Origin of the sequence: Paraburkholderia sp. J41 (assembly GCF_905220235.1) — a bacterium.
GTDB lineage: Bacteria > Pseudomonadota > Gammaproteobacteria > Burkholderiales > Burkholderiaceae > Paraburkholderia.
Genome location: NZ_CAJMZE010000002.1, coordinates 331,586 through 344,522 on the forward strand (window position 1 = coordinate 331,586; position 12,937 = coordinate 344,522).

10 protein-coding genes are annotated in these 12,937 nt (G+C 68.4%); 1 reads left to right on the forward strand and 9 read right to left on the reverse strand.

What is annotated here, in order from left to right:
* Positions 1-34: 34 nt before the first annotated feature.
* Entirely contained in the window at positions 35-1,489 is a 1,455-nt protein-coding gene (locus tag U5805_RS03440) for an HDOD domain-containing protein (protein WP_322102092.1), read from the forward strand.
* 83 nt (positions 1,490-1,572) lie between these two features.
* Here the strand turns inward: U5805_RS03440 and U5805_RS03445 are convergent, their stop codons facing one another.
* From U5805_RS03445 to U5805_RS03485, 9 genes are all read right to left on the reverse strand, one after another.
* The gene (locus tag U5805_RS03445) at positions 1,573-2,946 is read right to left on the reverse strand and encodes an EAL and HDOD domain-containing protein (RefSeq protein WP_322102028.1); all 1,374 of its coding nucleotides are present in this window, start codon (positions 2,944-2,946) and stop codon (positions 1,573-1,575) included.
* Between the two features lie 351 nt (positions 2,947-3,297).
* Positions 3,298-4,086, reverse strand: a complete 789-nt coding sequence (locus U5805_RS03450; RefSeq protein ID WP_322102093.1) for an ABC transporter substrate-binding protein — start codon at positions 4,084-4,086, stop codon at positions 3,298-3,300.
* Positions 4,087-4,273: 187 nt separating this feature from the next.
* Positions 4,274-5,419, reverse strand: a complete 1,146-nt coding sequence (gene astE / locus U5805_RS03455; RefSeq protein WP_322102029.1) for a succinylglutamate desuccinylase — start codon at positions 5,417-5,419, stop codon at positions 4,274-4,276.
* Positions 5,403-6,755, reverse strand: a complete 1,353-nt coding sequence (astB, locus tag U5805_RS03460; protein ID WP_322102030.1) for an N-succinylarginine dihydrolase — start codon at positions 6,753-6,755, stop codon at positions 5,403-5,405. The genes astE and astB overlap by 17 nt, the downstream gene beginning before the upstream one ends.
* Before the next feature lie 15 nt (positions 6,756-6,770).
* Positions 6,771-8,234: a succinylglutamate-semialdehyde dehydrogenase gene (gene astD, locus U5805_RS03465; protein ID WP_322102031.1), complete on the reverse strand. Its 1,464-nt coding sequence runs from the start codon at positions 8,232-8,234 to the stop codon at positions 6,771-6,773.
* Positions 8,235-8,295: 61 nt separating this feature from the next.
* Positions 8,296-9,327 (reverse strand): arginine N-succinyltransferase, encoded by a 1,032-nt coding sequence (gene astA, locus U5805_RS03470; RefSeq protein WP_322102032.1) that lies wholly within the window; start codon positions 9,325-9,327, stop codon positions 8,296-8,298.
* Positions 9,324-10,409, reverse strand: coding sequence for an arginine/ornithine succinyltransferase subunit alpha (aruF, locus tag U5805_RS03475; RefSeq protein ID WP_322102033.1), 1,086 nt, complete (start codon positions 10,407-10,409; stop codon positions 9,324-9,326). The genes astA and aruF overlap by 4 nt, the downstream gene beginning before the upstream one ends.
* 21 nt (positions 10,410-10,430) lie before the next feature.
* Positions 10,431-11,663, reverse strand: coding sequence for an aspartate aminotransferase family protein (locus tag U5805_RS03480; protein ID WP_322102034.1), 1,233 nt, complete (start codon positions 11,661-11,663; stop codon positions 10,431-10,433).
* 239 nt (positions 11,664-11,902) lie between these two features.
* Positions 11,903-12,937, reverse strand: a complete 1,035-nt coding sequence (locus tag U5805_RS03485; RefSeq protein ID WP_322102035.1) for a GlxA family transcriptional regulator — start codon at positions 12,935-12,937, stop codon at positions 11,903-11,905.

The following is a 12,937-nucleotide window of genomic DNA, read 5'->3' on the forward strand; positions in this document are numbered from 1 at the left end:
TCAGCAGGGCTTTCGTGATATTGACATGGTTCAGATGGTAAAGGCCGTCCTGCTCGACCGCTTGTGGGCCCGCATGAACGAGCGCGGGGATTTCCCGCTGCTGTCCCAGGCGCTGCGCACCACGGTCGCGGCGATGACGAACGACGACTATGACTTCAGCGCGCTCGTAAAGGTCGTGCTGTCGGACTTCGCGCTCACGCAGAAGGTGCTGCGTCTCGCGAACTCGGCCATGTACATGGCGTTCGGCGGCAACATCACCACGGTCACGCGCGCGTTGATGGTGCTCGGCATGGACGCGGTCGGGCATCTCGTGGTGGGCCTGAAGATCGTCGATCACTTTCATCACAGCGCGCCGCGCCGCATCGACGCCAAGCTCGAACTCAACCGCACCATGCTCTCGGGCGTGGTCGCGCGCAAGCTCACCGAGCGCGGCGATTTGCGCGCGGGCGAGGAAGCCGTCGTCTGCACGCTGATGCGCCAGGTCGGCAAGCTGCTCGTCGTGTTCTATCTCGAAGCCGAGTGGGACCAGATTCGCCGCGAGATCGAGGAAGGCGCCAGCGACGACGAAGCCTGCCTCGACGTGCTGGGCGTGACGTTCGAGGAAATCGGCATGGAAGCGGCCACGCGCTGGCGCATGCCGGTGGCCATACGCGAAGGCATGCGCCAGTACGATCCCGCCGACACGAACGGACCGCGCAACGTGCAATGGCTGCGCGCCATCACGAACTACTCGACCGACGTCGCGCGCGTGCTCACCACGCCGGGCTTGAGCGAGGAAATGCGCGAGACGCACATCGCGGAACTCGCGCAGCACTACGGCCGCGCGCTCTCCACCGACCCCGACGTGCTCGTGCAGATGAGCCTTGCGCTGGCGCGCGAGGAAGCCGAGGACGGCGTGATGGCGGAAATCGTGGAACTGCGCGCCAACGCCGACGCCATCGCGCGCGAGGCGCTCGATCCCGAGGCGCGCATCGCGGCGGGCGTGGAAGACCTGCGCGGCCTGCCCGCCGACAGCCCGCTCAACACCGCGCTCACGCTGGCCACCGAAACCGTGCTCGCGGGCCTCGGTTTCGCGCGCACGGTGGTGTTCGTGCGGCACGGCGAGAACATGTTCGAAGCGCGGCACGGTTTCGGCCCGCACATGGGCGACGTGCTGCCCAAGCTCTCGTTTTCGGCGGCGTTCCAGCCCGACGTGTTTCACCTGGCCATTGCCAACAAGGTCGGTATCTTCATCGAGAACGCGCGCGACGCGAAAATGCTGGCGCGCCTGCCCGGCTGGTATCGCTCCAGTTTCGACGACGCCCGCGCCTTCGTGCTGCTGCCCGTGGGCTCGCCCGGCGAAGCGCCCATGGCGCTCATGTACGGCGACTGGCTCCTGAGCCAGGAACCGCGCCGCATCTCGCAGAAGGAAATGGGCGCGCTCAACGACCTCGCGCAGCAGCTCGCCCGCTTTTTCCTGCACGCGCCGCAACCCGCACGGGCGATCTGACGTCTTGCCATGGCGGGGCGCGCCGCGTGCGGCACGTCCTGCCGCGCCGGTTCGCGCTCCGGCTTCCATCTCTCGCTTCCTGCTCAGTCCTCGAGCCGCTCGAGCCCTTTGTCTTCGGCGTTGCGATCGGACATGCCCGCCCATTCGGCGGCGCTCAGATGCATGGCCGCCACCGTGGCCGCGTCGAGCGGCGCGAGTTGCGCGCACAGCGCGTCCACGCCCGCCCAGTCGGCGCGCTCGAACGCTTCCGATAGATCGAGCAGACGCCCGAGCACGCCCTCGCGCTCGATGATGGCCGTGCGCACCGGCTTGGCGAGCGTGAGCACTTCGAGCGTGCTTTCGAGCGAGCCGCCGAACACCGCATCGACGAACGAAAACACGCCGACGAGAAACGCCGCATCCTCGTCTTCGAGATGCGCGTGCGTCAATTGCGCCACGGCGATTTCCATGAAGCGCGCGCGCGTGGCGACGAGTTGCAGCAGCGGATCGTCCTCGGCGGCCAGCTTGCGGCCGTCGGCATAAAGCAGCAATTGGGTCCAGCGCGCGATGCGGTTGGTGCCCGTCGCGTTGATCGCCTCGCGCAGCGTCGTGACCTTGCGGCCGATATTCATGCTGCCCGAGTTCGCGAGCCGCATCAGGTGCATGACGAGCACGGGATTGAGCTTGAGTTCGGCTTCGAGCTGCGAGACGGTCGGCTCGGCGGCGAGCAGATGCAGCAGGTTCAGCAGCGCCTGGCGCGGCGCGCTCGCCCGCCGCGCGCCGCCGTTCGGCTTCGCGAAGAAGAAACCCTGAAAGCGGTCGAAGCCGAGGCCGAGCGCGCGCTCGTATTCGTCCTTCGTTTCGATGCCCATTGCCACCAGAATCTTGCCGGCCGCCTTCATGACGCTCGCGAACTTCGGCAGCACGGCGGGCGACACTTCGCGCACGTCGATCTTGATGGCTTCGACATAAGGCAGGAGTTTCGCGAGCGATTCGTCGGCCTTCGAGACGTTGTCGAGCGCAAACCGGTAGCGCTTGCGATGCAGCGCGACGAGCCGCGCGATGAGTTCGGCGTCGGCGCCGATATCGGTGGGCAGCTCGAAGATCACGCGGTCGGCGGGAATGCGCAGCAGGTCGTCGTGAAAAAGCACCTCGCGCGTCACGTCGAGCCAGCCCGCGTGGCCGGCGAGCGAAGCGCGCACGGCGGGCGCGGCGAATGCCGCCACGAGCGCGGTGGCGCACGCGCCCGGCCGCGGCGGCAAGCCGGTGGCAAGGTCTTTCGCGCGCGCCTGCGCTTCGGCGTCGATCGCGGCCGCTTCGCGCCGGTCCACCACGCGCGGCAGCGTTTCGAACGCGCTGAGCAAACCGTCGCGGTCCAGCAACGGCTGGCGGGCAAAATACACGTCGATGGGCAAGCTGGTGTGGCTGGACGATGCGGCCTCGCCCGCGACTTCTGGTTCGACGGCGTTGGTGCTCATGAGGTCCCCCGAGGCGGCGCCGGACTCGATCCGGCACCCTTGGTCTTTTCTCGTGTATCTTTCTTTTCGCGGGTCGCAACCGTTTGCGCAAGCACTCGCAGCCTCTCCCGTTATTGTCGGATTTTATCCTGGCGCGTACGCGACGCCTATGACGAATGCATGGAAATGGCCGCCCGTTGCGCGGATTTCTCGCGCCATTCGTTCGCTTGCTCACAATCGAATGCGCCACTATTTTCGTACGCGTCAGAACTGGCCATTGCTTCGGATACCGAAGTATTTTTCGGCAAAAACGACCGGCCGGGCGTGAGGCCCGGCCGGCTTCGTCCGACGGCTCGGGTTGCGGCGGCGCGCTTACTTGAGCACCACCTTCACGTCGAAATACTTCGCGGCGATGCGGTCGATCGTGCCGTCCGCCTTCAAGTCCTTGAGCGCGCCGTTCAGGGCGCTCTTGAGCGACGCGTCGCCCTTGCGCACGCCGTAGCCCACGCCTTCGCCCAACAGCTTCGCGTCGACGACCTGCGGTCCCGCGAACGCGAAGCCCGCGCCTTGCGGCTTGTTGAGAAAACCCTTGGAGGCGGCTTCGGCGTCCTGGAACGCGGCGTCCAGACGGCCTGAAACGAGATCGGCGTAAATCTGGTCCTGCGTCTGATACGGCACGACATCCACGCCCGCGGGCGCCCACTTCGCCTTCGCGTAACTTTCCTGGATCGTGCCCTGAAGCACGCCCACGTGCTTGCCCTTGAGCGACGCGGCCGTGGGTTGGAGCGCACTGCCCTTCTTCGCGATCATCTGGTTCGGGATCGCGTAGATGGGGTCGGTGAAGTCGATGGCCTGGCGGCGCTGGTCCGTGATCGTCATGTCCGAGTTGATCGCGTTGAACTTGCGTGCCTGCAACGCCGGAATCAGGCCATCGAACGAATTCTCGACCCACACGCATTTCGCCTTGAGCTTCGCGCACACCGCGTTGCCCACGTCGATATCGAAGCCTTGCAACTCGCCCGCCGGCGTTTTCGATTCGAACGGCGCGTACGACGCTTCCACGCCAAAACGGATTTCCTTGAGGTCGGCCGCATGCGCGCTGCACGCCAGGGCCGCCGCGCAGCACGCGAGCGCCGTCAGCTTGTTCCACTTCATCTTCATCAATGTCCCGTTCCAGTCAGATTGGGCGCGACTCACCTGATGCGAAGCGCGCCGGCGCAGGATCGCTGCGCCCGGATCGCGGCTCGTGCGCGCGCACGCGTGGCGGCGCGCCGCGGCAACCGCGAGGGCCGCAATTGTACCGTGAGCGGAAAATTGGCCCGCCGCGAGGCCGCAGCGAACGCCAGACTCAGCGCAACGCGGCGAGCGTCTCGCGCGTGGTATCGACGACAAGAAGGCCCGCTCGCAAACCCGGCTTCACGCCTGGATTGGGAAACACGATGCGCTCCTCGTCGCGCTGCACGACGTAGCGATACGCACCGTCCTCGGCCAGCACGGTGCCGCGCGCGAACGGCGTGAAGTTGGGCACGTCGGCGGCGACGTTGAGCTTGAGCGCGTCGCTTTGCTTCGTGATCTGGCCGATCACGGTGAAAACGCGCGGCATCGGCGCGAAATTGGGCGGCGCGGCGGCGCCGTTGCCGGCCACCTCGGGCGCCTTGCACGTCTCCCCCGCCTCAAAAGCGTCGCCCGTCTTACCCGCGATCAGGCGGCGCACGGCGGCGTCCGTATCGGCGAAACGCGTGAGGTCGTTTTCGCCGAAAGGCCGCACCTTGCCCAGTTCGAGCGTGCAGGCGAGCGCACCGCAATGCGCGGCCGTGAACGAAGAAAAGGTGACGCCCGTTTCCGTGTGGATCAGCACGGCCGCGATGCGCGCTCCGGCGAGCCAGTCGAACATCGCGCGCGCGGGCGCGGTCTTGCCGGCGTCGGCGCCGGCCGTGTAAGGCAGCAGCGCGAATTGCTCGAACGCCGAAGCGCGAATGGCCGTGTGCATGTCGAGATGCCAGCGCGCGGGCGGCGCCGCGCGCGATGCGGTCGCGGCGGGCCCGGCGGCGAAAAAGCGCTCGGCCGCCGTTTCGAGCGCGGCCGCACGCGGCGCCTCGCGGCTTTGGGCGCGCGAAGCCCGTACGGCCTCGCCGCCGAACAGGCGATTGAGATCGTCGTCGAGATAACGCTTGCCGGCGCGCATCGCCGCGATATTGCCCAGCACCGCCAGCACGCGGCAAGCGAGCGCCGCGCGCCCGGCGGCCACGTCCGCGATCAGCCGCGACAGCATTTCGACGGGCGCGGTTTCGTCGCCGTGAACGCCCGCCGAAAGCAGCACGCCGGGCGTCGCTTCCGTCACGCGCGCGGGGTCGAGCGACAGCACGCCTTCGTCGAGCCAGGTCCAGCGCACGCCGTTCGCGCACGCGCCGCGCGCGGCCTCGGGCGCGGCCGGGCGCGAGCCCGCGAGCGTATAGGCCAGAAAGTCGTCGAGCATCTCAGCGCTGGAAGTCATAAAGCGAGCCCAAGCCGAGAATTTGCGTGAGTTCGTCGAGCGCCGTGCGCGATTCGTCGAGCAGCTTCGGATCGGCGAGGTCCTGCGGCGCGAGGCGGTCGCGATAATGCGCGGCAATCCATGCGTCGAGCCGCGCGAACAGCGCGTCGTTCATCCACACGCCGCTTGCCGTGGCCGCGCGCTGCGCTTCGGTGAGCGCCACGCGCAACCGCAGGCACGCGGGGCCGCCGCCGTTCTTCATGCTTTCGCGCAGATCGAACACGAGCACCTCGTCGATCGGGCCGCTGCTTTCGGCCAGCTCGTCGAGATAAACCGCCACCTGCGGATTCTCGCGGCATTCCTGCGGCACGACGAGAAGCTGCGTGCCGTCCGCGCGGCTCAGCAACTGGCTGTTGAAGAGATACGACTTCACCGCGTCGGCCACGCTCACGCGCGACTCGGGCACCTCGATCAGGTGAAACGGCGCGTCGTGCGCGGCCAGTTTCGCGCGCAACTCGTCGTAGACCGCCGATTGCGCGACGAACGCGCGCTCGTGGCAAAAAAGCGTGCTGCGATTGCCGACGGCGATCACGTCGTTATGGAACACGCCCGCGTCGATCACCTCGGGATTTTGCTGCGCGAACACCACGCTCGCGTCGCTCAAGCCGTGACGCTGCGCAATCGCGCGGCTCGCCTCGAACGTCTGGCGCGCGGGAAAGCGCTTGGGCTCCGGCCCGCGCCGGTATTCGCTGCGCCCGTACACGAAGAACTCCACGCCGCGCGCGCCGTACTGCGCGCAAAAACGCGTGTGATTTGCCGCGCCCTCGTCGCCGAGCGCGGGCGTACCGGGCAGCGCTTCATGCACCGCGAAATGCTCGCGGTCGGCAAAGATCGTGGCGAGCGTGCGGCGCGTGGCTTCGTGCTCGATCGCGCGATGCAGCTTGCTCGTGAGATTGGCCGGCGAGAAATGCACGCGCCGGTCGGGCGTGTCCGCCGAAGGGCTCACGGTCGCCGCGTTCGCGGTCCACATCGCCGAAGCCGAACTCGCCGCCGCGAGCAGCTCGGGCGCGTCTTTCGCGGCTTTCGCGATTGCTTCGGCATCCTTACCGCCGAAACCCAGTTCGCGCAGCAAGCGGATCGACGGCCGCTCCTGCGGCGGCAGCACGCCTTGCGCAAAGCCGAGGTCGGCGAGCCGCTTCATCTTGCGCAAGCCCTGCTGCGCGGCCGCGCGCGGATTCGCCACCGACCGCTCGTTGTTCTGCGAAGCGACGTTGCCGAACGACAGCCCGGCGTAGTTGTGCGTGGGGCCGACGAGTCCGTCGAAGTTCGCCTCCAGGGCCGAAACAGGAGTTTGCATCGTCGTTCCTCAAGCTCAGAAATGAAGGCCGGGCGACAGGCTCGCCGGCATCTGCAATTGCGCGCTTTCCACCGAAGCCATCGGGTAGGCGCAGTAATCGGCGGCGTAGTACGCGCCTGGCCGCTGGTTGCCCGAGCGCCCCGTGCCGCCGAACGGCGCGCCGCTCGACGCGCCGTTGGTCGGGCGGTTCCAGTTCACGATGCCCGCGCGAATCTCGCGCGCGAAGCGCTGCCAGAGCGCCTCGTCGTCGGCGAGCAAACCGGCCGAGAGACCATAGGCGGTGTTGTTGGCCTGGGCCACGGCGTCGTCGAAACCGGCGTAGCTGATCACCTGCGCGAGCGGCCCGAAATATTCCTCGTCGGGCAGGTCGGCCACGCCGGTCACGTCGAGAATCGCCGGGCTCACGAAGCCGAGCGCCGGGTCGCGCTGGGTCATCGGCAGCAAGGCGCGCGCGCCGCGTTCGAGCAGTTGCGCTTGCGCCCGCACCAGCCTGGCCGCCGCGCGCGCCGAGATCACCGCGCCCATGAACGGCTGCGGATCGGCATCGTACTGGCCCACGGCGATGCGCGCCGCGACCTCGGCGAAACGCGCGAGAAAGCGCTCGCCGAAATCGCCGGCCGGCACGAGAATGCGGCGCGCGCAGGTGCAGCGCTGCCCCGCCGAAAGAAACGCCGACTGGATTGCGTGATGCACGGCGGCGTCGAGGTCCGCGACTTCGGCCACCACGAGCGGATTGTTGCCGCCCATTTCCAGCGCGAGCACGATCTCGGGCCGCCCGCCGAACTGGCGATGCAGCAGCGTGCCGGTGTCCGAGCTGCCCGTGAAAAAGAGCCCGTCGATCTGCCGGTGATTCGCGAGCGCCACGCCCGTGTCGCGCTCGCCTTGCACGAGATTGAGCACGCCCGCGGGCAGGCCCGCTTCGCGCCATAGCTCGACGGTCACGCGCGCCACCTCGGGCGCGAGTTCCGAGGGCTTGAACACGACGGCATTGCCCGCGATCAGCGCGGGCACGATATGGCCGTTGGGCAGGTGGCCGGGAAAGTTGTACGGCCCGAACACGGCCACGACGCCATGCGGGCGATGCCGCAGCACCGCGACGCCGTCGGGCATCGGCGTGCGCTTTTCGCCGGTGCGTTCTTCGTAGGCCGCAATCGAAATGGCGACCTTCGCGGCCATCGACGCGGCTTCGGTGCGCGCTTCCCAGAGCGGCTTGCCGGTTTCGCGGCCGATCGCCTGCGCGAGCGTTTCCTTGCGCCCGGTCACGAGCGCGGCGAAGCGGCGCACGATTTCGCAGCGCGCCGCGAGCGGCGTTTGCGACCACGCGACGAAGGCGCGCCGCGCCGCCGCCACGGCGCGATCGACGTCGGCCGGGCTGGCGGCGTGGCCGCTCCACACGGTTTCGCCCGTGCCGGGATTGCGCGAGGCGAACGCGGCGCCCGAAGCCGCGCTCCATTGTCCGTCGATAAAGAGTTCGTTCATGGTTGTGCCTGTGTCGAGCCGAAGCGAGCGCCGGGCGCCCGCTTCGCCTACATCCGGTTCATTACGGTTTCTGCCTCGGCGCGGGGCCGAGCACGCGCACCAGGTCGCCCGCCGTCACGCCGAGCGCCGCCGCCTCCGCGGCGCCGAGCACGAACGCGCCGTAGCGCACGACGCCAGGCGCGAAGCCCACGCGAAAGTCGCCGAGCGACGTGTTCGACACGAGCGAGCGCACGCCGTCCGCGGCGCGCGCTTCGCCAATCTCGACCGGCGCCAGCACGCTCTCGCGCACCGTGCGCAAATCGCTCGTGTGGCATTCGAGCACTGGCCCCGCGTCGAAGATATCGACGTGATTCTCGTAGCGCAGCCCTTCCGCTTCGAGCATGCGGCGCGCCGGAATCGTGTCGGCGTGCGTGAGGCCGACGCACGCCTGCGCCTCCTCGGGCAGCAATTCGACGTAGACGGGATAGCGCGGCATCAGCTCCGCGAGAAACGACTTGCGGCCGTGCGAGCTGAGGTAATCGGCGGCGTTGAAGTCGATCTGATAGAAGTGCGAGCCCACCGCGCGCCAGAACGGCGAGCTGCCTTGCGCGTCGAAATGGCCGCGCAATTCGGCGCAGATGCGTTCGGGGAAACGCTCGCGAAACTGCGCGATGAACATGAAGCGCGAGCGCGACAGCAAGCCGCCCATGCCGCCCGTGCGATAGCGCGGCGAGAGAAACAGCGAGCAGACTTCGGCGTAACCCGTGAGGTCGTGCGAGATGTTGAGCGCGCGCATGCGCGTCCAGATGCCGAGTTCCTGGCTCGCGTGTACGACCGTGCTCACGCGATAGTTGTAGAACGGCTGTTCGAGGCCGACTTGCGCTTCGATGCCGCATACGCCCGCCACGTCGCCCGTGGCCGTGTCTTCCATGACGAAGAAATAGCCGGCTTCGCGCGGCGCGGCGTGGCCGTCGAGCGTGCGGCGCGAACGCGCGACGCGCGCCTTGAGCGCCTCGCGGTCGGGCTTGAAGGTGGTGAGGCCGGGGCCGGTTTCCCCGGCGAGCGCAACGAGCGCATCCACATCGCCGGTTTGCACGACGCGTACGACGATCATGGCGTTTCTCCGGCTGCGTCGTTCAGGGGTTCGGCTTGCCGGTTCGCGCGATACAGCGGCGCGCAGCGCACCGCGTCGCCGTCCGACACGCCCAGCGCCGTGCACACCGCCGCATCGAGCGCGGCTTCAGCGCCGGTTTCGGCGCCGATTTCAGGCAGCGTGGCCAGCGCGCAGCGGAACGCGCCCGCGCGCTGGCTCGCGATCAGATACGCCACTCCCGGCTCGCCGCTCGCCGGCGCGGCCGTGCGCACCTTGCGCGTCTCGTTGCCCGCCACCGAAGCCGTGCGGTCGACCTGCGCCGTGAGCACCGGGCCGGCATCGAAGATATCGACGTAACGGTCGGGTTCGAAGCCTTCTTCGAGGTGGATTTCATATGCCAGCAGCGCGCTCGGGTCCGGCTCGCCCAGCACGCGTTGCGCCGCTTCGGGCAAGAGCGGCACGTAGAGCGGATACGCGGGCATCACTTCGGCGATGAAGGTGCGGCTGCGCCCGCCCGAGGCCATTTCGATGTCCTTGAAATCGCGCCCGAAAAACTTGCGCCCCACCGCTTCCCAGAACGGCGAGACGCCCGCCTGATCGGTCACGCCGAGCAGCAGCGAAAACACTTCGGGCGTGAAGCGCCGCCGGTTCATCGCGACGTACATCATGCGCGCGCGCGACATCAGATGCGCCGCCGCTTCGCCGCGCAGCGCGGGCTCGATGTAGAAGCCCGCGAGCCGGCTCTTGCCCGTGAGTTCGTGCGACATGGTGAGCGCGTGGATCTTGCGATTGACGTGCAGCTCGCGCGAGGCGTGGATCAGCGCGTCGTTGCGAAACGCGTAGAACGGCTCCGCGTAACCGGCCGCCGCGACGAGGCTGGACGTGCCGACGAGCCTGCCCGTCGCCGTATCCTCCAGCACGAACAGATAGAACTCCTCGCCGGGATAATCGACCTCGCTGCGAAACGAATCCTCCGAAAGCGCGATGCGCGCTTCGAGCGCCGCGCGGTCGTGCGGCAGCGAATGCAGCACCGGCTGCGCGGTGCGCGCCATTTGCGCGATCGCGTCGAGGTCGGCGAGCCTTGCGGGGCGAACGAATAGCATCGTCGGTCCTGGGGGTCTGGGTTAGCGCGACGCGCCGGGCGCGCGCCCGCATACGTCTTCGAATGCCTGCGCGAGCCGCGCGAAACCTTCGTCCAGATCGGCTTCGGGAATGATGAGCGAAGGCGCGAAGCGCAGCACGTCGGGGCCCGCGATCAGCATCATCACGCCGCGATTCGCGGCCGCCGTGTGAAAGTCCTTCGCGCGGCCCGCATGGCGCGCGTTGAGTTGCGCGCCGATCAGCAAGCCCTTGCCGCGCACTTCGCCGATCACGTCGAAACGCGCGTTCAACTGCGCGAGCTTCGCGCGAATCCTCTCGCCGCGCTCGCGCACGCCGGCCAGCAGCGCGGGATCGCTCACGAGTTCGACGACCTTGCTCGCGATGGCCGCGCCCAGCGGGTTGCCGCCGTAGGTCGTGCCATGCACGCCCACGGAGAAGTGCGCGGCGATGGCCTCGGTCGTGAGCATCGCGCCGATCGGGAAACCGTTGCCGAGCGCCTTGGCCGTGGTGAGGATGTCGGGCGTCACGCCGGTGTCCTGATACGCGTAGAAGTGGCCCGTGCGGCCGACGCCGGTTTGCACTTCGTCGAAGATCAACAGCGCGCCGTGCGCGTCGCAGGCTTCGCGCAGCGCGCGCAGGAACGCCGGATCGGCCGGAATCACGCCGCCCTCGCCCTGCACCGGCTCGACGATCACGGCGCAGGTTTGCGCGCCGATCGCCCGCCTTGCCGCCGCGATGTCGTTGTACGGCAGATGCACGATGCCTTCGGGGCGCGGGCCGAAGCCTTCGGAATATTTGGGCTGGCCGCCCACGCTCACGGTGAAGAACGTGCGGCCGTGAAACGACTGCGTGAAGGAAACAATTTCGGCCTTTTGCGCGCCGTGGCGGTCGAACGCGACGCGGCGCGCGAGCTTGAGCGCGGCCTCGTTGGCTTCGGCGCCCGAATTGGCGAAGAACGCGCGATCGGCGAACGTGAGCGCCGCGAGTTGCTTCGCGAGGCGCAGCACCGGCGCGTTGGTGTAGCCGTTGCCGATGTGCCAGAGCCTGGCCGCCTGCTCGTGCAGCACGCGCAGCAACGCGGGATGCGCATGACCGAGCGCCGTGACGGCGATACCGCCCGCGAAGTCGATGTAATCGCGGCCTTCGGTGTCCCAGACGCGCGAGCCTTCGCCTCGATCGGGCACGAACGGCGCGGGCGCGAACACCGGCACCATGACTTCGTCGAAGGTCTTGCGGCTCACGGTCGTGTCGTTCATGGCGGTTCCTTTCAGCGTGGTCGGGCCGGCGCGCGCGTCGCGTGCGCGCCGATAACCTGTGCAGTGTAGGCAAGCTCGCCGCAAACTTCTTGCGCAGGTGCGACACGTTTTGTCGTCCGCGCGATGGGGTCGGCGCGGGGTCGGCGCGGGGTCGGCGCGGGGTTGGCGCGCAGTTTGCACGACCGTGGGGCGCGCATGCTGCGCCGCATCGAACACGGCGCAAACGTCGTTCGGCGTATTCAGCCACGGCCGGGCGCGTCCGGCTGCTGGCGCTCGATCCAGTTGCGCCGGTCCTCGCGCGGCGTCACGCCGAAGCGCTCGCGGTACGCATTCGAGAAATGCGCCGCCGACGCGAAACCGCACGCGAGGCTGATCTGCACGACCGACTGACTCGTGCGCTGCAACAGCGAGCGCGCCTTGGCGAGCCGCAGGCCGAGATAGTATTTCGCCGGCATGGCGTTCAGATACTGGCGAAAAAGCCGCTCCAACTGCCGCCGCGACACGCCCGCGAGCGCGGCGATTTCATCGCTCGTGAGCGGGTCTTCGATATTGGCTTCCATGAGCTTGAGCGCCTCGTTCAAACGGGGATGCCGCTCGCCCGGCGCCGTCACGAACGGAATGCGCTGGCGCTCCTCGCCGCTGCGCAGCGTGCTCGCGCCGAGCGCGTCGGCGATGCGTTCCGCGAGTTCGGGGCCGTGGTCGCGGCCGATCATCGCGAGCATGAAGTCGAGCGTCGCCTGGCCGCCCGCGCAGGTCGCGCGGTCGCGGTCGATCTCGTAGATCTGCTGCGTGACGATGCTGCGCTCGAAGCGCTCCGCGAACTGCTGATACGTTTCCCAGTTCGCGGCCACGCGATAGCCGCTCAACTGCCCCGCCAGCGCGAGCCACCACGCGCCGTGATGAATGCCGATCACACGCGGCGTGCGCGGCGCGATGCGCGCGAGCGCGGCGAGACAGCCCTGCTGCTCCGCGAACGGCCGATGGCCCTCGCTCACGACGACGAGCCAGTCGGGCGTTTCCTCGAAGCGCGGGTCGAAGCGCTCGTCGAAGGCGAAATCGGCGGCCCATTGCGCGCCGCCCGCGAGCGGCACCGCGCGGCCGTCCCACGAGCCCACGCGCCAGCGGTACAGCGCGCGGCCGTCGATCTCGTTGGCGAGATTGAGCGCGTCGACGATCGGGCCGACACCCGACATCGACACGGGCGGCAACGCGACGATCGCCACCTGCGTCGTGCCGGAGGACGCGCGCGCGGGCGAGGCGGTAGAGCAAACCAT

Coding starts and splice junctions, on each gene's coding strand:
- astE (WP_322102029.1), bottom strand. CDS start 5,419: ATGACTTCCAGCGCTGAGATGCTCGACGACTTTCTGGCCTATACGCTC.
- U5805_RS03450 (WP_322102093.1), bottom strand. CDS start 4,086: ATGAAGATGAAGTGGAACAAGCTGACGGCGCTCGCGTGCTGCGCGGCG.
- astD (WP_322102031.1), bottom strand. CDS start 8,234: ATGAACGAACTCTTTATCGACGGACAATGGAGCGCGGCTTCGGGCGCC.
- astB (WP_322102030.1), bottom strand. CDS start 6,755: ATGCAAACTCCTGTTTCGGCCCTGGAGGCGAACTTCGACGGACTCGTC.
- aruF (WP_322102033.1), bottom strand. CDS start 10,409: ATGCTATTCGTTCGCCCCGCAAGGCTCGCCGACCTCGACGCGATCGCG.
- U5805_RS03480 (WP_322102034.1), bottom strand. CDS start 11,663: ATGAACGACACGACCGTGAGCCGCAAGACCTTCGACGAAGTCATGGTG.
- U5805_RS03445 (WP_322102028.1), bottom strand. CDS start 2,946: ATGAGCACCAACGCCGTCGAACCAGAAGTCGCGGGCGAGGCCGCATCG.
- astA (WP_322102032.1), bottom strand. CDS start 9,327: ATGATCGTCGTACGCGTCGTGCAAACCGGCGATGTGGATGCGCTCGTT.
- U5805_RS03485 (WP_322102035.1), bottom strand. CDS start 12,937: ATGGTTTGCTCTACCGCCTCGCCCGCGCGCGCGTCCTCCGGCACGACG.
- U5805_RS03440 (WP_322102092.1), top strand. CDS start 35: ATGGTAAAGGCCGTCCTGCTCGACCGCTTGTGGGCCCGCATGAACGAG.